35 protein-coding genes are annotated in these 21,592 nt (G+C 44.9%); 2 read left to right on the plus strand and 33 right to left on the minus strand.

Features of this window, described 5'->3' with window-relative positions; translation table 11 throughout:
- Position 1: 1 nt before the first annotated feature.
- Positions 2-166 carry a 50S ribosomal protein L37e gene (locus LVQ96_05170; protein MCW6170542.1) on the plus strand — a complete coding sequence of 55 codons (165 nt, stop codon included), beginning with the start codon at positions 2-4 and terminating at the stop codon, positions 164-166.
- Positions 114-1,565, plus strand: coding sequence for an amidophosphoribosyltransferase (gene purF, locus LVQ96_05175; protein ID MCW6170543.1), 1,452 nt, complete (start codon positions 114-116; stop codon positions 1,563-1,565). Before LVQ96_05170 ends, purF begins: the two co-directional genes overlap by 53 nt.
- Before the next feature lie 490 nt (positions 1,566-2,055).
- Here the strand turns inward: purF and LVQ96_05180 are convergent, their stop codons facing one another.
- From LVQ96_05180 to LVQ96_05340, 33 genes are all read right to left on the minus strand, one after another.
- Positions 2,056-2,496: a hypothetical protein gene (locus LVQ96_05180; GenBank protein MCW6170544.1), complete on the minus strand. Its 441-nt coding sequence runs from the start codon at positions 2,494-2,496 to the stop codon at positions 2,056-2,058.
- Positions 2,497-2,518: 22 nt separating this feature from the next.
- Positions 2,519-3,385 carry a hypothetical protein gene (locus LVQ96_05185; protein ID MCW6170545.1) on the minus strand — a complete coding sequence of 289 codons (867 nt, stop codon included), beginning with the start codon at positions 3,383-3,385 and terminating at the stop codon, positions 2,519-2,521.
- A gap of 5 nt (positions 3,386-3,390) precedes the next feature.
- The gene (locus LVQ96_05190) at positions 3,391-4,317 is read right to left on the minus strand and encodes an RNA-guided pseudouridylation complex pseudouridine synthase subunit Cbf5 (GenBank protein MCW6170546.1); all 927 of its coding nucleotides are present in this window, start codon (positions 4,315-4,317) and stop codon (positions 3,391-3,393) included.
- On the minus strand, positions 4,289-4,816 hold the full coding sequence (locus LVQ96_05195) for an AAA family ATPase (GenBank protein ID MCW6170547.1): 528 nt from the start codon (positions 4,814-4,816) through the stop codon (positions 4,289-4,291). Before LVQ96_05195 ends, LVQ96_05190 begins: the two co-directional genes overlap by 29 nt.
- Positions 4,800-5,552, minus strand: a complete 753-nt coding sequence (locus tag LVQ96_05200; GenBank protein MCW6170548.1) for an EMC3/TMCO1 family protein — start codon at positions 5,550-5,552, stop codon at positions 4,800-4,802. Before LVQ96_05200 ends, LVQ96_05195 begins: the two co-directional genes overlap by 17 nt.
- Entirely contained in the window at positions 5,545-6,099 is a 555-nt protein-coding gene (locus LVQ96_05205; GenBank protein MCW6170549.1) for an adenylate kinase, read from the minus strand. Before LVQ96_05205 ends, LVQ96_05200 begins: the two co-directional genes overlap by 8 nt.
- A gap of 2 nt (positions 6,100-6,101) precedes the next feature.
- Positions 6,102-7,883 (minus strand): preprotein translocase subunit SecY, encoded by a 1,782-nt coding sequence (secY, locus tag LVQ96_05210; protein MCW6170550.1) that lies wholly within the window; start codon positions 7,881-7,883, stop codon positions 6,102-6,104.
- Entirely contained in the window at positions 7,861-8,250 is a 390-nt protein-coding gene (locus LVQ96_05215; GenBank protein ID MCW6170551.1) for a 50S ribosomal protein L15, read from the minus strand. The genes secY and LVQ96_05215 overlap by 23 nt, the downstream gene beginning before the upstream one ends.
- 31 nt (positions 8,251-8,281) lie before the next feature.
- Positions 8,282-8,773, minus strand: coding sequence for a 50S ribosomal protein L30 (locus tag LVQ96_05220; GenBank protein ID MCW6170552.1), 492 nt, complete (start codon positions 8,771-8,773; stop codon positions 8,282-8,284).
- A complete protein-coding gene (locus tag LVQ96_05225) occupies positions 8,751-9,419 on the minus strand; it encodes a 30S ribosomal protein S5 (GenBank protein ID MCW6170553.1) in 669 nt (222 codons plus the stop codon). The genes LVQ96_05220 and LVQ96_05225 overlap by 23 nt, the downstream gene beginning before the upstream one ends.
- Positions 9,416-9,931: a 50S ribosomal protein L18 gene (locus LVQ96_05230; GenBank protein MCW6170554.1), complete on the minus strand. Its 516-nt coding sequence runs from the start codon at positions 9,929-9,931 to the stop codon at positions 9,416-9,418. Before LVQ96_05230 ends, LVQ96_05225 begins: the two co-directional genes overlap by 4 nt.
- The gene (locus LVQ96_05235; GenBank protein ID MCW6170555.1) at positions 9,900-10,349 is read right to left on the minus strand and encodes a 50S ribosomal protein L19e; all 450 of its coding nucleotides are present in this window, start codon (positions 10,347-10,349) and stop codon (positions 9,900-9,902) included. The genes LVQ96_05230 and LVQ96_05235 overlap by 32 nt, the downstream gene beginning before the upstream one ends.
- The gene (locus LVQ96_05240; protein ID MCW6170556.1) at positions 10,346-10,756 is read right to left on the minus strand and encodes a 50S ribosomal protein L32e; all 411 of its coding nucleotides are present in this window, start codon (positions 10,754-10,756) and stop codon (positions 10,346-10,348) included. The genes LVQ96_05235 and LVQ96_05240 overlap by 4 nt, the downstream gene beginning before the upstream one ends.
- A complete protein-coding gene (locus LVQ96_05245; protein ID MCW6170557.1) occupies positions 10,749-11,294 on the minus strand; it encodes a 50S ribosomal protein L6 in 546 nt (181 codons plus the stop codon). The genes LVQ96_05240 and LVQ96_05245 overlap by 8 nt, the downstream gene beginning before the upstream one ends.
- Positions 11,295-11,306: 12 nt before the next feature.
- On the minus strand, positions 11,307-11,696 hold the full coding sequence (locus LVQ96_05250) for a 30S ribosomal protein S8 (GenBank protein ID MCW6170558.1): 390 nt from the start codon (positions 11,694-11,696) through the stop codon (positions 11,307-11,309).
- A gap of 9 nt (positions 11,697-11,705) precedes the next feature.
- Positions 11,706-11,867, minus strand: a complete 162-nt coding sequence (locus tag LVQ96_05255) for a 30S ribosomal protein S14 (GenBank protein ID MCW6170559.1) — start codon at positions 11,865-11,867, stop codon at positions 11,706-11,708.
- Positions 11,868-11,871: 4 nt separating this feature from the next.
- Positions 11,872-12,393, minus strand: coding sequence for a 50S ribosomal protein L5 (locus tag LVQ96_05260; protein ID MCW6170560.1), 522 nt, complete (start codon positions 12,391-12,393; stop codon positions 11,872-11,874).
- Entirely contained in the window at positions 12,390-13,100 is a 711-nt protein-coding gene (locus LVQ96_05265) for a 30S ribosomal protein S4e (protein MCW6170561.1), read from the minus strand. The genes LVQ96_05260 and LVQ96_05265 overlap by 4 nt, the downstream gene beginning before the upstream one ends.
- Entirely contained in the window at positions 13,084-13,788 is a 705-nt protein-coding gene (rplX, locus tag LVQ96_05270) for a 50S ribosomal protein L24 (protein MCW6170562.1), read from the minus strand. The genes LVQ96_05265 and rplX overlap by 17 nt, the downstream gene beginning before the upstream one ends.
- 9 nt (positions 13,789-13,797) lie before the next feature.
- The gene (locus LVQ96_05275) at positions 13,798-14,196 is read right to left on the minus strand and encodes a 50S ribosomal protein L14 (protein MCW6170563.1); all 399 of its coding nucleotides are present in this window, start codon (positions 14,194-14,196) and stop codon (positions 13,798-13,800) included.
- Positions 14,193-14,519, minus strand: coding sequence for a 30S ribosomal protein S17 (locus tag LVQ96_05280; protein ID MCW6170564.1), 327 nt, complete (start codon positions 14,517-14,519; stop codon positions 14,193-14,195). Before LVQ96_05280 ends, LVQ96_05275 begins: the two co-directional genes overlap by 4 nt.
- A complete protein-coding gene (locus LVQ96_05285; protein ID MCW6170565.1) occupies positions 14,497-14,811 on the minus strand; it encodes a ribonuclease P protein subunit in 315 nt (104 codons plus the stop codon). Before LVQ96_05285 ends, LVQ96_05280 begins: the two co-directional genes overlap by 23 nt.
- Before the next feature lies 1 nt (position 14,812).
- On the minus strand, positions 14,813-15,112 hold the full coding sequence (locus LVQ96_05290) for a translation initiation factor (GenBank protein ID MCW6170566.1): 300 nt from the start codon (positions 15,110-15,112) through the stop codon (positions 14,813-14,815).
- A complete protein-coding gene (rpmC, locus tag LVQ96_05295; GenBank protein ID MCW6170567.1) occupies positions 15,105-15,308 on the minus strand; it encodes a 50S ribosomal protein L29 in 204 nt (67 codons plus the stop codon). The genes LVQ96_05290 and rpmC overlap by 8 nt, the downstream gene beginning before the upstream one ends.
- Complete coding sequence (locus LVQ96_05300; protein ID MCW6170568.1) at positions 15,256-15,978, minus strand: 30S ribosomal protein S3; 723 nt, start codon at positions 15,976-15,978, stop codon at positions 15,256-15,258. The genes rpmC and LVQ96_05300 overlap by 53 nt, the downstream gene beginning before the upstream one ends.
- Positions 15,975-16,424, minus strand: a complete 450-nt coding sequence (locus LVQ96_05305) for a 50S ribosomal protein L22 (GenBank protein MCW6170569.1) — start codon at positions 16,422-16,424, stop codon at positions 15,975-15,977. The genes LVQ96_05300 and LVQ96_05305 overlap by 4 nt, the downstream gene beginning before the upstream one ends.
- Before the next feature lie 7 nt (positions 16,425-16,431).
- The gene (locus LVQ96_05310) at positions 16,432-16,890 is read right to left on the minus strand and encodes a 30S ribosomal protein S19 (protein ID MCW6170570.1); all 459 of its coding nucleotides are present in this window, start codon (positions 16,888-16,890) and stop codon (positions 16,432-16,434) included.
- Entirely contained in the window at positions 16,890-17,582 is a 693-nt protein-coding gene (locus LVQ96_05315; GenBank protein ID MCW6170571.1) for a 50S ribosomal protein L2, read from the minus strand. The genes LVQ96_05310 and LVQ96_05315 overlap by 1 nt, the downstream gene beginning before the upstream one ends.
- A gap of 8 nt (positions 17,583-17,590) precedes the next feature.
- A complete protein-coding gene (locus LVQ96_05320; protein MCW6170572.1) occupies positions 17,591-17,842 on the minus strand; it encodes a 50S ribosomal protein L23 in 252 nt (83 codons plus the stop codon).
- The gene (gene rpl4p, locus LVQ96_05325) at positions 17,839-18,600 is read right to left on the minus strand and encodes a 50S ribosomal protein L4 (protein ID MCW6170573.1); all 762 of its coding nucleotides are present in this window, start codon (positions 18,598-18,600) and stop codon (positions 17,839-17,841) included. Before rpl4p ends, LVQ96_05320 begins: the two co-directional genes overlap by 4 nt.
- A complete protein-coding gene (rpl3p, locus tag LVQ96_05330) occupies positions 18,601-19,602 on the minus strand; it encodes a 50S ribosomal protein L3 (protein MCW6170574.1) in 1,002 nt (333 codons plus the stop codon).
- Positions 19,603-19,853: 251 nt separating this feature from the next.
- Positions 19,854-20,759 (minus strand): ABC transporter ATP-binding protein, encoded by a 906-nt coding sequence (locus LVQ96_05335; GenBank protein MCW6170575.1) that lies wholly within the window; start codon positions 20,757-20,759, stop codon positions 19,854-19,856.
- Positions 20,756-21,592, minus strand: coding sequence for an ABC transporter permease (locus LVQ96_05340; protein MCW6170576.1), 837 nt, complete (start codon positions 21,590-21,592; stop codon positions 20,756-20,758). Before LVQ96_05340 ends, LVQ96_05335 begins: the two co-directional genes overlap by 4 nt.

A 21,592-nucleotide genomic window follows, 5' to 3' on the forward strand; every position in this document is an offset into this window, starting at 1 on the left:
AATGAGCAACGGAACAGCCGTAATGGGAAAAATGAACAATAAGAAGGTTCACATCACCTGCAGAAGATGTGGTCATCATAGTTATCACATTAGAGAGAAGAGGTGCTCTCACTGTGGATATCCAGCTGCCAGAATCAGAAGCTATAGATGGGCAAAAGCCAAATGATCATTGTGCCGTAGCTGGATACCTTGGAAAATCCTCGGCATATTCTTCACTGATCACCATACTCCGGACACTGCAGCACCGAGGACAGGAAAGTGCTGGAATAGCAATTTTCAACAATGGAATAATGAATGTCAGGAAGGGGATGGGCCTCGTTAACGAAGTTTTTGCAAACCTCTCTCCCGATCAGATCATGCATCTTGATGGAAATGCAGGGATAGGGCACACAAGATATTCAACAGCTGGAACAAAAACCATGGAGAACGCTGGTCCTTTCATAGTAACCAATTCAGCGGGCTATTTCGCTGTCTCCCATAACGGTGAGATAACTAATGCGGACAAACTGAGAGAGGAGCTCATGAAACAGGGCCTAACTTTTTCGACCACTTCCGACACCGAGGTTCTGCTTATGGAACTGGCAAGGAATATCTCTTTGTACGGCATATCAAATGGCACGAAACTCGCCATGGAAAAGATGAAGGGTGCTTACGCAGTAGCTCTTCTATTCAATGGCAGACTTTTTGCCCTTAGGGATCCGTTAGGGATCAGACCTTTAATCCTCGGGAAAACATCAGAAGGATATATTGTCGCTTCAGAGAGTTGCGCACTCGACGTGATGGGTGCTGAAAAGATAAGGGACGTTCGCCCCGGTGAACTCGTGGAGCTCACACCAAACGGTATTTTCCATATTCTCGGAGTATCATCTAGAGTGACCGCACACTGTATGTTTGAGTACGTTTATTTTGCAAGACCGGACAGTGTCATAGATAATGTAGAGGTCTTCCAGACTCGTATAAGGCTTGGAAAGAAGCTTGCGGAGGAATTCCCTGTGGATGCAGACGTTGTTGTTCCTGTTCCAGACTCGGGAAGGGCACAGGCACTGGGGTATTCTATAGCTTCCGGTATTCCGTACAGCGAAGGATTAATCAAAAATAGGTTCTCGGATAGAACTTTTATCATGCCAACACAAGAAAAGAGAGCTGCAGCGGTAAGGATCAAACTGAATGTTATCGCATCTGAGATCAAGGACAAGAGGGTTGTCTTAGTTGATGACAGCATTGTTCGTGGAAACACAATGAAATTTATTGTGTCACTCCTTAAAAAGGCTGGTGCAAAGGAAGTGCACGTCAGGATAGGATCTCCGCCGATAGTAGCTCCGTGCTATTTTGGCGTTGACATGAAGACAAGAGACCAATTCGTGGCAACAGGAAGAACCGATGACGATATTCGCGATCTCGTTGGAGCAGATTCCCTGAAGTATGTATCCATAGACGGTCTTGTAGAAAGCACGAGCATGTCAAAGAATGAGTTGTGCCTCGGATGCCTTACCTCGGAATATCCTGCACCCATACCAGGTATCGCCTATCCAGAACAGAAGGAACTCGAAAGTTTTACCAGCTAGGCAATCTAAACAGGAAAGAGCATCAACAACATGTTTTTACAAGGACGATTAAACCTAGGAAGATACTGCAACGGCTCCCTCCGTTATCAATGTTAAATGCGATTGTGCCCCGCCCAATATTTCTGTGGCGGATCTAATCGTGAGAGGATAACAACAAATGTCTGTGCGTCTATCTGCGAGACCATATTGCATAACGAATTCATTAACAACAAACTGAACGTTTTCAGGAACGACCTTTGTCTTATAAGGAGGTATATAAAAAAATTCGTATAAAGTAATGGAACTTATGAAGATTATTATAACAATTAATGAGACAACAAATATGAAAACGCACTTTTGGTTTTTTCTAGAATTTCCCATTTTATGCCTCATCCTTTTGTCGGATCTTATTTGTTCCCATTCAAGTTATTTTTTCCTAATGTTAAATTTTTTCCCAGCATAGATTTCAACTTGATTAGTTGATTCCGAGGCAACCAAATATTCACACTACCTAGTCATTGCACTTCGGGCAATATGGATTGTAAATAAACCCAAAATAAGGTTTTTCCGGATCTACGTTTGGTACTCGATCCACAACGGGTGGGCCTGTATTAAATGTGTAGCTCTCCTTTGTTCCATTGAGATAGAAAAAAGCAGTATAATCTGTATATGATTCCACATGCGGTGAGCGATTGGTTTCGTTCAGTATGTGAGTAGCATATGTTACACCATTTTCCAGGTAAGAAAACGGAACCCCCAAACTTGCAATAATAAAAAACATTGCTGAAGCCTTAATGCCAACTACAACAGAGGATGTTACCTTTTTACCGAGTCCAAGTAGACTGGTGCATAATTCAATTTTATCACCCAGTACTACGTTAAGGTTCTCCGTAGTGTTAAAGGTAAAGCTAAGGTTACTACTAAACCTGAATTGTTTGATAAAGCTGCCCAAAAAGGGAAAAGGAGATTTGATATTATTTCTTCACAGACATGGCTTTATCGACTTTTTCCTTGAATATTGACGTGTCGATAATTGTTCCACGGTAATCGGCCCTAGCAGTAATTGCAATTTTGCAGGCAAGAACTCTTGAAACCTTTCCTCTATGCCTTGGTTTAAGCGAGGCAAGACCCTTGTACTTGAATATAACGCCATGCTTTGGTGAAGGTCCACCGTGCGAAATGTGCTTGAATAATGCCTTTTCTGAGCCCATCACCTGGATTGAACTCGCAGGCATAAACGCAAGTGCCTTCAGGCTTCCTGCTCTATACAGCAATTCGGAAGCTAATTCTTCGCCTACAAGCTTGGAAGTGTTGGGCATGACCCTGTTTATGCTCTCAGATATGGAGCTCATCAAGTAATCCTTCAGATTACAAAGCGAAAGTGCGGTCTCAGATATCCTCGCAAGAGATTCCCCGAGAAGTGTTTCTTTCTTATCATTAATTATTCTTGAGAAAAAGACACATGGATTCGGGGCACTTCCGTATTCTGGATCCAGAGCCTTGAGGACATCTGATACCTTTTCATAAATGAGATTTATGGAAAGAAGAATGTCGGGTATCATGGAATACACTTTTCTTATGTACTGATCCTCAGTGAATTCCTCGCGTATCCTGACCTTGCCGTAAGATATGAGGACTGGCAGAAGATCTGGTGGGCTCTCTTTCTCCTTGAGTTCCAGGTCGGGTATGACACCGGATCGCAGTTTGTTGAATATTTCCACGTACCTTGTTTCGAGATCGGAATAAACAAGGAAATTATCCCGATTCTTTACACCGTACCACATCTCTCTTCTCGAAGGAATTTTGGTTTCAGTTGCTTCGTCCGATTTTTTATTTCCCAACCTGTTCACCTTCTCCGTTTTTCAATTTTCATCTTTTTACTTGATTTGTTTCCAGGTGGGTTCTGTGGATTCTCCACTATAATGCGATCAAAATCCACCACCTTCAAATCGCGTATAGCGTCGTATGAAACGAGCATGTGGCCTGTTCCAAGAAGTTCGTTATTCTCAGACATAACTGCAACACGATCGCCCTTCAGCGGCTTTCCGAGGATCGCTTTGATGCCTCCGGGATACAGATCAGATCCGTGAGCGATATTCCATATTGAAGACTTTTTGACTATCACCTTCGGATAATCCTTGAAGAGATAATCCAGTGGCAGGAAAATCTTATCGAAGAACTTTGTATTCCCGCTATTCTTCAAGGTCAGACTATCTTTCAGGTACTGCAGTGTGACAGCATCCTCCTCCTTGAAAACGCCAGTTGATGTCCTCCTGAGATCCGCCATCTGTGCGCCACAGCCAAGCGTAAGACCCAGGTCCTGGCAGAGCGTCCTAATGTATGTTCCCGATTCGCACTTGACCCTGAAAAGAACCAGACGCCCGTTTGTCTCCATAATGTCCAGATCGTATATTGTGCGTACCCTGAGATTTCTGGCAACGGCAGATTTCACTGGGGGAAGCTGGTATATTGGTCCGTGGTACTGCTCAAAAACTTTGTCCAGAAGGTCGTGGGGAACATCGGTATAAAGACGCATTACGGAAACATATTCCTTTGGTTGTTCATGTGCCACGTCTATGAGCTTTGTTGCCTTGCCTATTGCCATCACAAGCACGCCCGTTACTTCAGGATCAAGAGTGCCTATATGCCCCACATCGTTCACACCAAGGATCTGGCGTACCCAGTAATCGACCTGATGGCTTGTAGGGCCTTTCGGTTTATCTATTACAATGAAACCGTTGAGTTCATTTTTCTCTTTCTCTGATTCTTGCATATATTTCATCGGCAACCTGTTCAGCAGATAATGCGTCTGAACTTATAATCAAATCGTAAATAGAAGTATCTTCGGAATCTATAGAATAGAATTCCATGTACCTCTTTCGTTCGGAGTTTTCTCTATCGATGATCTCTTCTTCTCCTGAAAGATCACCCCTATTTTTCACTCGCTCCTTCCTTATATAGAACGAGGCATCAATGTACACCCTAAAAGCAGGGATATTATTGCGCTTGCTGATCCATCCAGCGAGTCTGGATTCAAGAACGATGTTGTCTTCCTTCCGCAGTAGCTCTAAGTTCATTTCGTCGATCTCACGGTCTATCTCCTGATGTTTCTCTGCATATTTACCAAAGTCCTCAAGCGACATTCCCATTTGCTTTGCCTTCTCGCGGAAGAAAAAACCCCCAGAAAAGAATTTACAACCCAGTTTATCTGCGAGCATCTTTCCAGAAGTGGATTTACCACTTCCTATTGGACCGCTAATTGTAACCCGCATAATCAGATTTCCGCTCGATCTCCCTTATCTTGTATTTGAAATCAAAGTACTTTATGACCATGGTGGCAAAATACCCGACCGGAAGGCTGGCAAGAAAATATCCCAGGAACCAGTAAGGAAAGAGCCACAACTTGTCGTTGATTATGTTAATGTTGAAGTCCCACGGAAATGATATTATCTGATAGGGAACAAGGCTGAGGAAATAATAGAGCCATACGTAAAAGAGCAGCGTGAATATGGTAAGAACCATTAATGGCTTCATCGTGTTCATGCTTAGCTGAGATTGTTCCATCGTCATTTCCATTCTCATCTTGCTAAGCTTCTGCATCTTGTCTTTCTGCCCACTTCTCATTGCAGCAGAATAAACTTTATTGAAAGCGCTCATCCTGTTCTGTATCCTGCCCATTTTGATCCAGTCTGTGAAGAAATATCTCGGAACGGATGTAACGAGACCGATTGCAACTCCCATAAGTGTAATAGTCATCCAGGGCAATGCATAATTGAACCCTATGAGCGGCATGAATACAACGCTCATCGCAGACCCCAAGGCATCTCTTATTGTTGTGTTGAAAATTATGAACAGCATGGCAAGAGAGATGAGCATGTACACCATCTGGAATTTCATCATCTTGTTCATAGACTGCCTTTGCTGCACGGCAGGATTTGCATTTTGCCCGGAAACAGGCTGCGCATTTACCGTTGTGGTACCCGTTTGTGTTGGATTTCTATCAGACATGTGGTAAGAGCCTCTCAACTATATTATCTGCTACTATGTCAGGTTTTCCCTCTACATTCTCCATGAAGAATACGGAGGCATCGGTGTATATCGAGTAAGAAGCCGCGTAGTACCTGTTGATTTCCTGATATTCGCGGATTGATTCCAGAGTATCGCTGTCTCTGGACCTGCTTTCATCTTTCGATCGCCTCTTAAATATAATTTCCGGATCGGCCTCGATAACAAAAAAAGCCATTACATTCAATTCCCGGATCACCCATTCGGGAAGTCCTGGGAAATATCCGCCATGGCTCTTTATCGAAAGATGCGTATCTATGATAACGTCGTTCATCTTTCCTATGGCTGACGATGCTTTTTTCTGCAGGTTTATCTGTGTTTGAAATGGAAGTTTCCTTATCTCGTCTCTCTGATCGACCATCTTTAACTCCCTTGCCATTTCAAACATGAGCGTTCCGAAGTTGATCACTTCATACGGAACACGTTTTCTTACCAGGTCTATTACTGTTGACTTACCGACACCGGGAATACCGGCAATTACAACCCTCATTTTTATCCACCAGTGAAGAACTGCCTGATGATCGGGTGCATTTCCATCATCTGCTCACGACCGATGGCCTCATAGAACTGTATCACTATACCAACAGCGAGAAGAAGCCCTGTTCCGCTCGTGTCTCCTACAGTTCCGATAAGATCGGCACCTGCAGCCAGCAGACCAACTACAGCTCCACTGAATACCGTTATCACAGGTATATATTTTTGCAGTACGCGCTCTATTACCCTTGGATCACGACGGAAACCAGGGATCTGCATACCGCTTGACATAATCTGCTTTGCAACAGCACCTGCGCCCATATTAGTCGTCTCAATCCAGAATTTGGCAAAAATAACGCTCATTATTGCCATAAAACCGACGAAGACGAGTATATGTATCGCCATCTCCCAGGACGTATGACCGAAAAGAACCGTCTGATAAGCAGACGGCTGCATTATAGGGAAAAGCCATCCCACCAGCCCGTTAGGTTGGGAAAGATAGAACGCTAGCCCTCCGGTCGCCGTTGAAGACGACACATTGAGCGCCGAAGCTGCGGTTGGCGTGAGATATGAACCGAGAAGAACATTATGCCCCAGTAAAGGAACATGGCTCAATACCGGACTGCTCCAAAATAGAAGGGTCCACATGGAAACGTTTGCCAGCACAGCGGTGGCAAGTATGACAGGTATGTTTGAAGCGTAGAATAACTGTAGCGGATAACGTCCCCTTGCCCCACGCACACGTTCGTGTGCTATTGGCAATTCGATCTTACTACTCTGGAAAAACGCAACGATGAAGAAGATGAGCACGGTCCCTAAAAGCGCGATCATTGGATTCGGCTCCTGGAACATGATCTGAGTCAGGCCCTGGCCGCTAAGATAACCCACACCTCCTCCCAGAGCAGGATTTCCCGCATTCATAACCACGTATAGCAACTTTGGGATTGCTCCCGCTGGCGGATTCGATAGGGAAAGTGCAGTTCCAAGGGTCGATGGAAGCCAGTTGATTGTTCCGGTGACCAACTGCTGTGAAACACCCGCAGCAATGAACAATGAAATTCCGGAGCCTATACCGTACTTCGAAACCAGTTCGTCCATGAGGAATACGAGATAAGATCCAAAGAACAGCTGGCCGACAATTATTGTCTCAGCAAGAAAATGACCGTATCCAGGAGCAAGTGAAGCAAGACTGTTGACAAGACCCGTGTCGGGAACGAGATATCCAAAGGCCTGCGGAATTGCTTCAACAAATATCATAACTATGACAAGAAGCTTCTGCATCCCCTGATACATTGCCTTATCGTCACTGTTCTGAAGGTCTATGTTGAATATTTTTGCGCCAGCGAATAACTGCATAACTATACTTGCGGTCACAATGGGACCAATACCGAGGTCCATAAGCGAACCTTCAGCACCCGCGAATATGGCCCTGAAAGATGCAAAAACATCCACAGAACTCTTGATGTTCAAGCCATAGACGTAAATGTTTGTAAGCGCAAAATACAATACCACTACCAATGCGGTCCACAGCAGCTTGTACTTGAACTGCACATGGCCCTTCGCCTTCTTAACGGCAGGAAGTTTTGCTGTGAGGTACTCAAGACCGTAAAGCTTGCTTTGCTTGGGCCCCTTGTAGCTGAGCATCAGATAAATTATGAAAAATACCGGTGCCAGCATTACTGCAACAACGGCCAATTTTATAGGCCCATAGTGATCGAGGTACCAGAATGCCGCAACAAGCAGAGCCCAGACCACGATTACTGGTCCGGCTACAGCTTTATTCCTTTGAATGTCCGTCATTAGTTTCTACCGTGATACCTGCAACTGAAAGCTTGTTTAATGCTTTTTCGGTTATCTTGTCAATTTTGATACTTGATTTCACATCAAAGTTACCTGAACCGAGCAGTTTTGTGAAACCTGCAGACCTCAAATCTATGATGAGTCCACCGCCTTCCTCCGTGACGTAACCCTGTTTTCTCAGTCGATCAAGGTTGTCATCCAGCTCTGATAACGTTATAGGGATATCAAGAACACCGCGATGATGACTCGTGAATCCTTTTCCGCCGAAATGGAGCGGATCATTCTTTATTGTCCACACCCATCTGTGTTTATGGAGTCCGGCCATTCCAGAACCTCCTTTCTTCCCTTTTCCACGGCCGGCTTTCATGCCGCGTCCGTAATGTCCACCTCTCAGTTTTTTAGTCCTTGTTCTTACCAGAAAGATTCACCCCCGGTTTAAGCATCCTCAATATGAGATCGTTTATCTTTGCTCCACGATAACCTGCAGTTCCTCCTTCAGTGAAGGACTTCCTTATGGCTTCGTAACCTCCGCGTGGAGGATTGAGTCTCAGAACAGGCACAAGGCCGAGATCTTTCAACTTGGATTTGCCCTCAAAGATCACCTTGGCCAGATCATCTGTAGAGGAAAATCCCTTCTCTTTCAGGATTTCTTCGTTCAGAGGCTTCCGTCCAGGGGCAAGGGCTCTGAGTTCGATAACCTTCTTCAGGGTTTCTAGATCGATCTCGCCCCATGTCACGTAATCCTTGACGACCTGCAACATGCCTCTGGTAACGGGGTTATCATCAAGCAGAACCATGTGGTTTATCCTGTTAAGCCGAAGAAGCTCGACAGTTTTTACCGCTGCAGGGCGGCTACCGTTCGTTCCTCTAATCCTTACGGCCGCCAACATTGGCAACACCTCCTACATATATAGGCGTAGTAAGCGTTAACGCAGAGTTAAGCCTGAGTTTTGATGTTTCCTTCAGTGCATCAAAAACAGCCAGCGTATAGTTGACCGTTGTCTTGGTATGACCGGAGGCAAAGCCCCATACATCCTCTATACCGGCCATCTTCAGGACTGTTTTTGCGATATCGCCAACTGCCCTTCCCACGCCCTGAGGCGCAGGTTTCATCGTAATAACCACGGAACCGGATTTGCCCCGCACCATGAATGGCAATGAGTGGGGTTTCCCGCAACCGCATTCCCACGAACCACAACCCCTTCGTATCTCGATTATGTTCAGTTTAGCATTATTCACCGCTTTCTTTATAGCAGGTGCAGCTTCCTTTGCCTTGCCGCGACCAACACCGACATACCCATCACCGTTTCCGACGACGGCAGTCACGGAATAATTCATTCTTCTTCCAGAGTCCGTCATCCTCTGGGCGCGCATGATATCCATTACCTCATCCTGCAAATCTGGCAAAAGAACATCAACTATCTGATATTCTTTCAACGGCAATTTTGATCTTAATGCCTCTGAAATTGTCTTTATTTCGCCCGAGGCAACCATCCTGCCGAGCTGTGTTCTTGGCTTCCAGCTTTCTTCTGTCATTTATTTCCCTCCAGTATCTTTTTCATCGACTCTATATCTACAGCTCCATTCTTCAAATGCTTACCAGAAATCCTGTCGTCAGGCGGAAAAATAGAATCGTCATGCGGGACATTGAGACCTGCGTCAACACTTCCTCTGAGCACTGCCGATATTCGCCCGCCCTTTGATACTCGGTAAAGACCGGTATCCAGTATCGCGTTCTTAATGCGACTCTTCTTTGCTCTGAGGCCGAGATAATATCCTGCAAGATAACAGAATGGCGTGCTGTTGCTTTTGACATCAATTCCTAGTTTTATGAGCGAGTTTCTTGTTACCGTGATCTTGACCTCATCGCCCTTGTCCGCAAATTTGACCAGCTGTACAACGAAACCCTTGTTCGACGGTCTTACCACAAGTCTGGGTTCTCCTGACTTGAGCAGTGTGAGTCTCTTCCTGTAATCTGTTCTTCCTTCTCTCTTTCTTTTCATGAGCACCTGCATCTTATTCACCTTTGGATTTGCTTGAGGATACATGCGCCCTCAGCTGTGCCCTTGACTTGATAGTCCCACTCTTGATTATCCTGTAATATGTTCTGTATTCCTTTGAATTAAGCGAACCTGCTGCATCCAATTTGCGAAGTTCATCCCTCAATGCCCTCACGGTCTTTACCCATCTTGTCTTCCTTGGGAACCTCGCGTTTCTAGTTCCGCGGATAGAACCAGGACCTCTTCGGAGCTCCTTGGATCTCTGCACAATACGCTTTTTCAACCTGGAGTTGGAATTACCCTTTGCATTCTTTAGCTGTATAATCCCTTTTTTTGTCAGTGCCCTGATATCCGCTCTCGTTGCAGCATCCGTTACCTCTTCTATGTTATTCGGATCTATCCATACCCTTGAAATACCAGATTTGAAGTAATCTGCTGCTAATCTTCTAGCTGTCTCTATTTTCATTCCTTAACACCTGGATTCAGCACTCGGATCATTAGTTCCGATGCTCTCTTTTCAATCATTTCTCTCTTTTTGGCACCAACACTGGAAGCGATTCTAGCTGCCTGCTTTAGCGGGTCAAGACCCTCCAGTTCTTTAACGTTATGGATAAGTATATCCTGGAAACCGGACGGATGCAACCCCCTTACCAATCTTGGTCCCCTGAAGCCGGCGTCGACGATGGGCGGTCTCTCTGCCCAGTGCTGCCGAAGCTTGGAATGCTTGCCTCTTGGCTTACGCCATGAATCATCAAATTTCTTGTACCTGAACCACTCCTGCCTATGGAATTCCACACGCTTCCTGGCCTGTCTGTTCTTTATCCTGAGGAGTCTCTTCTCCTCATCGGATAGTCTGGGTTTTGGATCAAGCATCTATTTCCACCCCCTTCAACAGATATATTCCGTCCTGGAACACTCTCAGGTCGAATCCCTTTATTTTTGTTGCCCTTTCTATGTTGGCAGCAGTGCCTCCGATGTCCCGCTTGTCTATCCCAGAGATAAATACCCGGTCACCCTTTATATTCACCTTGCTGTTTCCAAGAATTTTTGCTTTCCTCGGTGAGCGTTCGCCAAGAAAATTATCAATCTCGACATTATTTCCCTTGACCGACACCCTCATCGGGAAATGCGTATAATCTATCTTCATCTCGTACTCAAAACCATTGGATACGCCTTCAGCCATATTCCTGACCTCCGATAGCCACGTTCCAACGATTGCGTTGTTTCTCCTGCTTTCCTTGCTTATTTCCAGGGTGATCTTCCCTTCGCTGAGCTTTATACGCACATAATTGTCCCTGAAAGTCCTTCTTGCCTCACCGAGCTTCCCTGAGGCTTTCAGCTCACCATCTGAAAAAGTGAAGTTCACTCCTCCCGGAATCTTAAATTCTGATACTTCCTTGTAGTTAACCATTTTTTTAACACCCTAATAAATGTAAGCCAGGAGCTTCCCTCCAAGTCCTTGCTTGCGAGCCTCTATGTGGCTCATGACGCCTTTCGTCGTTGTGAGGATCAGGATACCGAAATCCTGAGCAGGGAGGAATCTTGATTCGTAACGCTCCAGCGAACTCTTCTTCACAGGAAGCCTGGGTCTTATGACACCACAGTTGTTGATCGTGTCGCTTAGCTCTATCTTGAACTTTCCCCCCCTCATCTCGTCCACAACCTCGAAACTCTTCAGGTAGTTATAGTCTTGCATTACCTTCAGTACCTTTCCAACAAGCCTTGCGGCAGGTTCTGCTTCAACTTCTCTTTTTCCTGTTCTTGACGCATTTTTTATGGAGTTTATTATATCATTCAGCGGATCATGTCTCATATCTTCACCTCAACTATACTTCCTGAAGCCGAGCTCTGCTGCAGTCTCCCTAAAGCACTGGCGGCACATCCTAATGCCGTATCTTCGTACAATGCCTCTCTTACGGCCACACCTGACGCACCCGACTTTCCTTCCGAAATTCTTCTTTGGTTGTAATTTAACCTGTGACATCTATTCACCTTACTAAGTTTATATTGAATTTTGACACCATGAACTCTGTGGCTTCTTCCGGGGTAATCCTGATCCTTCTGGGAACATGCCTGGACTGCACTCTTCTCCTCTGAAGCCTGTAACCTCCGCGCCTTTTGAGCACCACAGAGACATCAAAGCCGAATATGCCGATGTCAGGATCATATTTCATCTTCTCCATTTCTGTGTAATCCGGGACGCCGAAGTGAGCGTTTCCCTGCCTATCAAAAGAGTAAGCAGGAATTTTGCGATCCCTCGCAAACAGGGCCCTGTTTACGAAGTCTTCAGCTTCCTGTCTTCTCAGGGTCACCTTTTTGCCGATTTCCAATCCTTTTCGTATGTTGAAATCCCTCAGTGTCTTCTTGGCATGCGTAGTGACCGGCTTATGATTTGTAAGCATCTCGAGAACTTTGTCTGCCCGAGCCAGCCGTTCGCCAGCTTGGCCAACACCGATATTCACGACTACCTTGTCAATGACTATATCGCCCATTGGGTTCTTTTCAGTCATGCCACATCACCTTCCGTCACCGGGAAACTGTACTTTGGATTTCCAACGACGAAAACATTTTCCGCCGTTGTGGAGAAATTTTCCTCGAAATGAATCAGGTTGCTTGACGAGGATTTCTTTACTTCTATGCTTTTTATAGTTACAAATTTCCCAACATGGTTGCCTCCGACAAGAAAGGCCTTACTTCCAGTTTGCATCTTCAGAACATGCTCTATCTTCTTCTCCGGAACGGATAATATTACGACATCACCTGTAGAGATATTTTTATCATCTGAAAGCAGCGTTTCTCCATCATGGAAGACAATCTGGGTTTTACCGCCCTTTATCGTTACTTTATTCATGACCTTTAGAGGCTTTAATTTCTTCGCCTCCTCGTTTTCCTTTCTCAGGATCAGTTTGCCGCGCTCATCCAACAGAACTCTGTAAGAAAACCCAAGTGGAGTTATTGTGATGACATCCATCAGGCCGATTCCAACTCTCCTCTTTTTTACGGCTTTGCCGTCAACGAGTACCGATCTGCTGTTTAGTATCCTCGAGATTTCCCTTTCCTTGTCTCCAAATTTAAGATAGTCCCTCAGGGCTATAAGGATAGGCATGGAATTCTCCCTGCTGTGTTTTCCTGGCAATGACGTAGGCGCCCAGAAGTACTTCTTCCTAGGCAGCTTCAAGGATCTCGACGCATCCAGTCTCTTAGTCTTGTTTATCAATTTTCTTTCGCCCCCCTTTTTTTGGTGCTGATTCTTCAGCTTTATCAGAATCTTTTGCCGATTCCGGCTTCTTTCTTGATCTGGACGTGGATTTCTTGGCAGCCTTCTTCCCTTCAATATCAGAGGTATCCTTATCTGAAGAATCTTCTTCTGCTTCTTCGTCTGGTAGGGATAATTCTTCCTTTTCCGCCAGCTCACCCTCCGATTCATTTGGTTCGGTAGTTGTCTCGTTCGCTTCAGGATTCTCTGGCTCTGATGGCTCCGTGTCTACATTTCCCAATACAGGTGGTTCCTGCACGGTCTCGCCCGTCTCCGGTAGTTCTGCGGGTTTTTCCTCCGGTTCAGGTGCAAGTTCCTCAGGCGTTGGTTCTGTGATCGTGAAATTCTTCATCTGAGCAACTCTTCTGATCCGATCCAAACGTTCCTGCCTGGTAAAGTCTATCTTGGTTATGACGAGTTTTTGGGGCTTCATCTTCCTCTCTTTCTGTTTTCCGTCGGCCTTTGTTGAGGTGACACCCTCAACTGAGATGAGACCATTCGAATGATCGACATTTATAACCTTCCCACCTTCTCCCTTCAATTTTCCAGACTTGACCTTAACTATGTCGCCTTTGCAAATTGGGATGGAGCGTATATCGTACTTCTTCCTGAGTTCCTTGCTAACTGCAACATCAACGTAATTCATCATTTTGATCACCTAAACTATAGCCGAGGCTATGGCAGCTATCCTTGGCCATCTCTCTGCGGCCTCCTTTGCTACTGGCCCCTTTATTTCAGAGCCGCGAACCTCACCGTCTGGAGTTACAAGAACTGCAGCGTTCTCTTCGAACTCCACCATTGAACCGTCAGGTCGCCTGTAAGGGCGTCTTTGCCTTATCACTACAGCATAAACAACCTTGCTCCTCATCTCAGGAGTGCCCTTTTTTACGCTTGCCATGAACATATCTCCAACGCCAGCCGCAGGGATTCTTCTAGCAACACCGTGGTAAGCCTTTACGCCAATAAGACTCACACTCTTGGCACCGCTGTTGTCAGCGCACTGCATCACCGCTCCGAGCGGGAGTCCTCTCTGTTGTCTGCCAGCAATACCTTTCATAGTCCTATCTTCTCCACAACAACATACGATATGGTCTTAGCCAGTTTCCGGCACTCAGCAATTTTTACTCTGTCTCCAGGAGATACCTTTATGCACCCTGGAACATGGACATGATACCGGGATATCCTGGTTTCCTTTCTCTCATATTTCTTAAGATCTCTCTTGTATGTTCTTTCCACCGTCGCGCTTGAAATCATTCTTGATGACCTCACAACTCCGGTAAGAATCTGTCCCCTGATCTTCAAGCTTCCATGAAATGGACACTTGGGATCATTACATTCCACTGCTGGTGGAACAACTTCAATTCCAATGTTTCGAACCATTATTATGACCTCTTTCTTCAACTATCTTGAACTTTCTCATGTTTTTCAGACGATCCTCTGGCCTTATGTCAATGAGCGCACCCTGGATCTCAAAAGTCTCCGTCTCCGTGGAAAATACGAATACACCATGATCCTTGGGTACGATCCTCCTCTTTCCGTTTGAATCTACAAGGAAGGTATGGTATGTCTCGTCGATTACCTCCCCTTGCATATTTTCGTAAAGCTTGTTGTCATGCTTTTTAACGACAACCCTTGAACCGATGAATTCTTTAATGTAATCCTCTGCCCTCATCCTATACTGCCTCTATTTTAAATCCCATACTTTCAAGGTACTTCTTCACAGTATCCCTGTGGTCCCCCTGAAGCTCGATCGTTTTTCCGTCCTTAACAGTGCCCCCGGATGCGACCTTTCTCTTGAGTTCCTTCGCGATATCCTTGATATTCTCTGATTTGGGATCAATGCCCTCGATTATCGTCATGGTTTTCCCGTATCTTCTCTTATCTACGCTTACCCGAATAGTCTGGGAATCCCTGGAAAATCCTTCCCAGGGGCGCAATTCTTTTGGAAGACCCGTGAAATCCTTATCACTCATTTCTTTTGCCCTCCGACCCTACAGTCTTGATCCGAGCGATCTGTCTTCTTAAAGACCTGATCTTACCCGGATTCTTCGGTGCACCGCCCATGGCGACGGATGCACGTTCCTTCAGCAACGAATCCTTGAGAGCATCGAGTCGTTCATTGATTTCCTTTTGATTCATCTGCCTTATTTCCTTCGCTCGCAGTTCCATTTTTTTCCTCCTCTACTTTATCTACACCACTACTAACTTCCGGCTCTTTCGTTTCAAGGGGCTTTGGTGGTGCCTCTATCTTAATCACCGGATTTATCTTATCTGGAAGCTTGTAATCGCCCTTGAGCATTGATACCCTGACGCCGATTATACCAAGCTTCAATTTTGCCTGTGAATATCCGACTGCCATTCCGATTCTTCCAGGTTCACCGGAATACTTTACCGAGCCGTACATGAATTTCTGGGATCTCGCCCTCTCTCCAGATATTTTCCCTCCGATCCGTATCATCACGCCTTTTGAGCCGCTGTCGATTATTCTTCTCAGAGACGTATTGCCCGCTTTCCTGTAATGCCATCCTTTTTCGAGTGACAGGGCAATCTTCTTGGAAACAACCTGAGGATTAAGATCCGGGTTGCTGATCTCCTTGACTTCTATCTGGGGACTCTCCACCTTATATTTTGTCTCCAGGTACGATGTGATGGCCTGCACCCTTGAACCACGATGCCCGATAACCAGACCGGGTTTGTTCACATAGAGAGCTATATTGGTTCCGAAGGGAGTGCGTTTCATCTCCATTCCACCGTAGCCTGCTTCGTCCGTCTGCCTTTTTATATATTCAGATATAAGCAATTTATTAACTGAATTTGATATGAACTTTCTTTCCTTCATTCCTCTTCCTCCTGTACCACAATCTCCAGGTTCACGAGATCCTTGAATGATGCTCCAGATCGTCCCTGCGCCTTTGGCAGGTACTTCTTGATCATTCTACCCTTTGATGCCGCAACATGAACAATCTTCAAATTGTCTGTGTTGAGACCATTAAATTCGGCATTAGATTCAGCGTTGGCCAGTAATTTCATGAAAGCTCTTGCGGTCTTTATCGGGTATCTTCCCGGGCCCACAGCTTTCTTGTGAGAAACGGAATCCAAGTACCTGAAATAAGGAACCGGCTTCTTCTTTTCTATAACGAGATCAAGCGTGTCTTTTGCAACCTGCAGGTTCATTCCCCTGAGAAAGTGCGCTACGTTGACTGCGTCTTTTAGTGATACGTCCTGTTCGTATAGCCTTCCTTTAGAGGAATGCTCCGGAATTTCATTAATTGAGTAACCTTTCATTTTAACATCACTTCAACGGCATGAACTTCGAAGATCTGGTTGCACCGACTCCAGGACCAGAGTGCTTTACCTCTTTCCTTGTCATGGCGAACTCTCCGAGATAATGCCCAATCATCTCGGGTTTTATCTCAAACCTGGTGTAGGAATTACCATTGTACACTTCTACGACTTTGCCGACAAATGCTGGAATTATTATTGCATCCCTAACGTGAGTTTTCAGGTGGGAAGTGCCCTCAAGGGAAAGTTTTTTGAACAATACGCCTTGGTCATGGTTATTCTCCCTCAGCAGAGACCTTCTGGCTCTGGACGGGAGCAGCTGAACGAGTTTATCCATAGGCATTTTCTTCAGTTCTTCCAAAGTGAAGCCCCTGTAGGTAAACTCCTTTGCTCTTCCCATCACAACTTTCTGTGACTTTCGTGCCCTCCGTTTTATGGACTTTACTGATGCCTGTTTATTTTGCGCCATTACTTATTCCTCCTCTGAGGAGATAGTCTCCCAACCTTTCTTCCAGGCGGCGTTCCCCGCCCTACGGTGGATGGACGACCGACGTGCTGATGATTGCCTCCGCCATGCGGGTGATTTATTGCATTCATGGCTACCCCTCTTACAGTGTATGGTCTTTTGGCCTTGCTCCTCAAATAATGAATATGGGTTCCAGCCTTAAGGATCGGTTTCGTCGTCAAACCGGATCCAGCAACCCTTCCTACGGTAGCCTTGCACATAGGACTAAAAAGCCTTAATTTTCCTGATGGCAACTTTATAGAAACCTGCTCTCCATGCCCGACAACAAGTGCCGCAGCACCGGCTGTTCTGCAGAATTTTCCGCCGTCTCCAGGGAAACTCTCTATGTTGTACACATATTCGCCATCAGCTATCTGGCCAAGTTCTATGGTCGATCCTCTATCTATTCTTGATGGGTCATCCATGACTATATCTTGACCAACAAATACGCCGTTGAAGGCCAGGGTCATGTGATTCTTGTTATTCTCGTCCTGGAGCAACATAACCGGTGCATTCCTTCCTGGAGCCTGCACGATATCCTTTACCTTGTACTGTCCTGTGGACAGATTCTCAATCTTCCCAATATGGCGATGGCTTGGGCTTCTGTATACGAGCCCTCCCTTTCCTCGCCTTCTTGGAGTTATACGCTTACCCATATTTCACCTCAGAATATACCTATCCTGCCTGCTATTTCATCGGCAGAAAAATCTTCCGTCAAAGTAACTATCGCTTTCTTACCGTCTTTCGTAATGACGGTATTTATGGAACTGACCTTAACCGAGAATTTCTTCTCTATCTCGCTCTTTATCTCTTTTTTTGTGCTCTTCTTTAGAACTAGGAATGAAAGCTTGTTTTCATTCTCGGTTTGCAGCATTGTCTTTTCTGTGGCAATAGGCCTCAGTATTACGTCCATCATTTCACCTCTGAAAGTTTCTTCAAGGCAGACTCCGTAAAGACTGTCAAACGGCCGCCAACACCGCCCGGAGCAAGCTTCTTTATGCTCAGTCCCTCAATCGTGGCAATATCAACCCCCGGAAGAGACGAGAATACGTCAAGATCCTTCCTTTCGGTTCCCACAATAAGCACGCTTTTAGCCTGTTTGTAAGTTCTGCCTCTCATCTTTCCTCTGCCAGCCCTTACGTTAACGCTCTCTTTTGACCTTATGATATCGTCCCACAGATTGACCGTTGCAAGGAAAAATAACGCCTGCTTGGATTTCTTTATATTCGCCAGCGCATCGTCAGAAACGACTACCGGCAACTTGATCCCGTCTGGAACTACATGACCTCTTGCCTTTACGGCTTCAAGGGAAGATGTCAGTGCTATTGCACTGTTTCGTGCAATCAACCTTTCTTTCGCGTTCATGTTCTTTTCAAGTATCTTTGTGGTTCTCGGTGAATGTGCACTTTTTCCCTTTACGAAACTTGCCAGTAAAACTGCAGTGTTACTTCCAGATGTTCGCGGTATTCTTGCTGTCCCGTGTCCCGGTCCTGCATTGTGCCCAACCCGGCGCATTCCCGCCATTGGAGAAGACCCGTAAGGCTGTCTGGCAGATAACGTAACGACTCTGAAGTATCGTTTTATAAGATCAGGCCTTGGGGCTATTGAGAATATCTCTGGAAGTTCAATTTCCCCCTTGACCTGACCATCGGCTGAATATACATTAGTTTTCATTTAATCACCCTGTTTGGATTCTTTCGAAACATAAGAGATGGTCACCGCTTCTAACGAAGGAGTCTTTTGTCTGGCAGGGTCTCTCATTTTTATGAGTCTCTTGGAAGCGCCTGGAACAGAGCCATGAAGGAGGACGTATTCGGATCTGACCAGGCCGTACTGGGGAAAACCTCCCTTAACGTTGATATCCTCGTCTTTTTCGCTTGAGTATTTCAGTACCCTGATATTATGAAATGTACGCTGGTGAAAACCAACTTGACCAGCCTGCGGAACAGTGTTTCTGACCCAATCTGGATGCCATGGGCCCAGTGTTCCAATCATTCTTCTATGTTTCCTGTTCTTAGTTGGCAAAAGTTTCACTCCAAATCTCTTTATATGGCCCTGGAAACCTTTTCCCTTCGTCACACCTATAACATCAACAAAATTACCAGGTTTTGAGAAATCGGAAAACTTAATTTCTTTTCCAAGGTGTTCTTCGGCATATTTCAACCTTGATTGAAGATCTGAACCGGAGATTTTTACTTCAAATATGTCCGGTGTTTTTGAAGGTACTCCTGTTATCGAATCAGGATTAGTGCTAACTATTAACCTGACATCGGAAAGACTGTCCGGAGAAACAGGCAGACCTTTTTCCTCGCCTTCCTTCTTCGTTCTTTTCGGTATCCTTCTTAGAAGGTCTTTACTTAAGGTTTCAGCCCACTTCTCAGATAGCGTTCTAAGACCCTCGTCTGTCTCTTCATAATACCTTATTCCGACGACGTTAAGAGGCGGTACCTCTACAATTGTGACTGCTGATGCTATTGACTGCCCTGCAGTAACACTATATTTGCGATAATCAGTCATTTCGATATGCGTCATACCGACCTTGTATCCGGCAAACGCCTGTATTTTTGGACTGCCGTCTAATTCGGGCCATGACCTGATGTCGCCCTGCATTCTCTTTGCTCGTACTCGAGGATAATATCCAGTAGATCCTCTCCTAGGATGATGTGGTGTCGCCATTATTTATCACCTTACACCGTTACACATTCCCGGTCTTGCCAGAATATTGGAGACCTTATTGGGTTGCCAGATATGCATTGCCCACTGTGTATGGTCTTAAGTATTCCCGAAGTCTCAGAATCTATTTAAACATTACATGTGTCAATGAAGACCATTGAAGGAGTGAATAGAATGAGTATCCTCGCCCCTGAAATCATAAATGTCAAATCAGATGTAGGGGGTAATATATCTCTAAAATACAATACGAATCTCTAATTTTCCTGGTCCCCCACAATGGAAACATACGTGTCTTCGAGACTGTCAACGGGAGTTACCCATTTAACCATATATCCCTCCCTCTGTAAGGCATCTATTACATTTGAATTTGAAACGTTTGCATTCTTTCTGAGAATAATAGTGTTACCGCGAGCATCAACTAATTCAGCATTAGGCAAACACGCCCCGAATTTATCTCCTGACGATTCCAATTCCACCTTTATCTCACTTTCTTCCGAGAAAGTTTCTGTTTTAAACGCGATTTTCCCCTTGTTCACGATATAAACAACATCACACACTTCCCTAGCTTCGTAAATCAGGTGTGTGCTAAGAATGATTAGCTTGTCCTTCTTTTCTTTCATTATTTTTATTAGATCCCGTATCTCCTTCATTCCGGATGGATCTAGTCCGAACGTTGGCTCATCGAGTATAAGTATTGGTGGATCCCCAACCAAGGCAGAGGCCAGTGCAAGACGCTGCTTCATTCCTCTGGAAAAGGTACCTGCACGCCTATCGAGATAACTTGAAATGTGCGTCAAGGAAGAGACGCGATTAATTTCCCTGTTGACATTTTCTTTTCTAAACCCTTTGATTTTGGCAACATAATTAAGTGCTTCTCGAGCAGTTAAATATGGATAGAATTCTGGTTGCTCTACAAGGTTCCCAACATATTTCATCGCCTTGTATGATTCCTCTGCTACGTCGATTCCATTTATTCTGACGGATCCCATGGTAGGGTGAACAAGGCCTGTGAGTATTTTGAACATAGTTGTTTTTCCCGCTCCGTTTGGCCCGAGAATACCTACACAACCAGGATTATCAATTTTCAAATTTATTGAATCAAGTGCGGTGACGTTTGAAAAACGTTTCGTAACATCTTTCAGCTCTAGATCGAAGTTCATTTCACATCCTTCCTTTCAAATATAACTGCAGCAACGGAGAATGAAACTATACCGTATATGACCATTATAAGTATAGAACGAAGCATCTCGGTCGTACTGGGTGAATTTAATGTCGTGGAAAAAGAAAATGGATTGGAAGAAGCATTCAGGTACACGTCCTTGATTATGGAGGCCGCAACATTAAGCAGATAATATGGTGTCGTCTTGAATAGCAACTCTTCCACAATTAAATATGCATTGAATACAAGGAAATATATGAGAAAGACAGAAATATATGCATAGGTGTTCTTGTTGAAGATGGAACTGATAAGGAAAGTTAACGCCATTATTGAGAATATGAATAAAACGAGAAGGAGGTATGATTTTGGAAGTGCAGGAATCACCGAACCGAAGAGGTAGAAGAATACGCCGGCCTGCATGGCTACATAAATACTGATCACAATAATCGTGACAGAAACTGCTGCAAAGTATTTCGATACAAGAAGATTGAATCTGCTTACAGGAAGTGGGAAAATGTGGTATGCGGTTTTATTCTCAATCTCACTTGAAATCGCAGATGATCCAAAGAAAACTGCTGCAAACACAGGAAGATCCGTCATGACAAAAGACCAGATATAACCAAGGACATCTTCCCTAATCGGCGAAGTGAAACTTGATGCAGGTATTCCTGGAAATATCTTTGAAAGATCATTTATGTATCGTATAGAAAAATAACTTAAGAGAACTGAAACAAGCACAATAATTATAAGCATCAGATAGAAACTCTTAGAACGGTAATAATTCTTGAAATAGTAGCTGTAAGTGGTTGCAAAAGATCCAAACGGAGAGGCCAT

The organism is Thermoplasmatales archaeon (assembly GCA_026127925.1).
In the GTDB taxonomy this organism is placed as follows: domain Archaea; phylum Thermoplasmatota; class Thermoplasmata; order Thermoplasmatales; family Thermoplasmataceae; genus JAKAYB01.

Coding starts and splice junctions, on each gene's coding strand:
- LVQ96_05215 (MCW6170551.1), bottom strand. CDS start 8,250: ATGAAAGCCGGCCGTGGAAAAGGGAAGAAAGGAGGTTCTGGAATGGCC.
- LVQ96_05300 (MCW6170568.1), bottom strand. CDS start 15,978: ATGAAGGAAAGAAAGTTCATATCAAATTCAGTTAATAAATTGCTTATA.
- rpl4p (MCW6170573.1), bottom strand. CDS start 18,600: ATGAAAACTAATGTATATTCAGCCGATGGTCAGGTCAAGGGGGAAATT.
- LVQ96_05320 (MCW6170572.1), bottom strand. CDS start 17,842: ATGATGGACGTAATACTGAGGCCTATTGCCACAGAAAAGACAATGCTG.
- rpl3p (MCW6170574.1), bottom strand. CDS start 19,602: ATGGCGACACCACATCATCCTAGGAGAGGATCTACTGGATATTATCCT.
- LVQ96_05200 (MCW6170548.1), bottom strand. CDS start 5,552: ATGTCTGATAGAAATCCAACACAAACGGGTACCACAACGGTAAATGCG.
- LVQ96_05290 (MCW6170566.1), bottom strand. CDS start 15,112: ATGAGTGATAAGGATTTCACGGGTCTTCCAAAAGAATTGCGCCCCTGG.
- LVQ96_05335 (MCW6170575.1), bottom strand. CDS start 20,759: ATGAACTTCGATCTAGAGCTGAAAGATGTTACGAAACGTTTTTCAAAC.
- LVQ96_05285 (MCW6170565.1), bottom strand. CDS start 14,811: ATGAGGGCAGAGGATTACATTAAAGAATTCATCGGTTCAAGGGTTGTC.
- LVQ96_05190 (MCW6170546.1), bottom strand. CDS start 4,317: ATGCAAGAATCAGAGAAAGAGAAAAATGAACTCAACGGTTTCATTGTA.
- LVQ96_05340 (MCW6170576.1), bottom strand. CDS start 21,592: ATGGCCTCTCCGTTTGGATCTTTTGCAACCACTTACAGCTACTATTTC.
- rplX (MCW6170562.1), bottom strand. CDS start 13,788: ATGATGAATTACGTTGATGTTGCAGTTAGCAAGGAACTCAGGAAGAAG.
- secY (MCW6170550.1), bottom strand. CDS start 7,883: ATGACGGACATTCAAAGGAATAAAGCTGTAGCCGGACCAGTAATCGTG.
- LVQ96_05230 (MCW6170554.1), bottom strand. CDS start 9,931: ATGTATCCTCAAGCAAATCCAAAGGTGAATAAGATGCAGGTGCTCATG.
- LVQ96_05280 (MCW6170564.1), bottom strand. CDS start 14,519: ATGGTTCGAAACATTGGAATTGAAGTTGTTCCACCAGCAGTGGAATGT.
- LVQ96_05275 (MCW6170563.1), bottom strand. CDS start 14,196: ATGAAAGGTATTGCTGGCAGACAACAGAGAGGACTCCCGCTCGGAGCG.
- LVQ96_05245 (MCW6170557.1), bottom strand. CDS start 11,294: ATGGTTAACTACAAGGAAGTATCAGAATTTAAGATTCCGGGAGGAGTG.
- LVQ96_05255 (MCW6170559.1), bottom strand. CDS start 11,867: ATGTCACAGGTTAAATTACAACCAAAGAAGAATTTCGGAAGGAAAGTC.
- LVQ96_05220 (MCW6170552.1), bottom strand. CDS start 8,773: ATGTTGGCGGCCGTAAGGATTAGAGGAACGAACGGTAGCCGCCCTGCA.
- LVQ96_05310 (MCW6170570.1), bottom strand. CDS start 16,890: ATGGCGCAAAATAAACAGGCATCAGTAAAGTCCATAAAACGGAGGGCA.
- LVQ96_05305 (MCW6170569.1), bottom strand. CDS start 16,424: ATGAAAGGTTACTCAATTAATGAAATTCCGGAGCATTCCTCTAAAGGA.
- LVQ96_05240 (MCW6170556.1), bottom strand. CDS start 10,756: ATGCTTGATCCAAAACCCAGACTATCCGATGAGGAGAAGAGACTCCTC.
- rpmC (MCW6170567.1), bottom strand. CDS start 15,308: ATGGAACTGCGAGCGAAGGAAATAAGGCAGATGAATCAAAAGGAAATC.
- LVQ96_05260 (MCW6170560.1), bottom strand. CDS start 12,393: ATGACTGAAAAGAACCCAATGGGCGATATAGTCATTGACAAGGTAGTC.
- LVQ96_05195 (MCW6170547.1), bottom strand. CDS start 4,816: ATGCGGGTTACAATTAGCGGTCCAATAGGAAGTGGTAAATCCACTTCT.
- LVQ96_05225 (MCW6170553.1), bottom strand. CDS start 9,419: ATGACAGAAGAAAGCTGGAAGCCAAGAACACAGCTCGGCAGGATGGTT.
- LVQ96_05235 (MCW6170555.1), bottom strand. CDS start 10,349: ATGAAAATAGAGACAGCTAGAAGATTAGCAGCAGATTACTTCAAATCT.
- LVQ96_05205 (MCW6170549.1), bottom strand. CDS start 6,099: ATGAGGGTTGTAATTGCCGGTATTCCCGGTGTCGGTAAGTCAACAGTA.
- LVQ96_05170 (MCW6170542.1), top strand. CDS start 2: ATGAGCAACGGAACAGCCGTAATGGGAAAAATGAACAATAAGAAGGTT.
- LVQ96_05315 (MCW6170571.1), bottom strand. CDS start 17,582: ATGGGTAAGCGTATAACTCCAAGAAGGCGAGGAAAGGGAGGGCTCGTA.
- LVQ96_05250 (MCW6170558.1), bottom strand. CDS start 11,696: ATGAGACATGATCCGCTGAATGATATAATAAACTCCATAAAAAATGCG.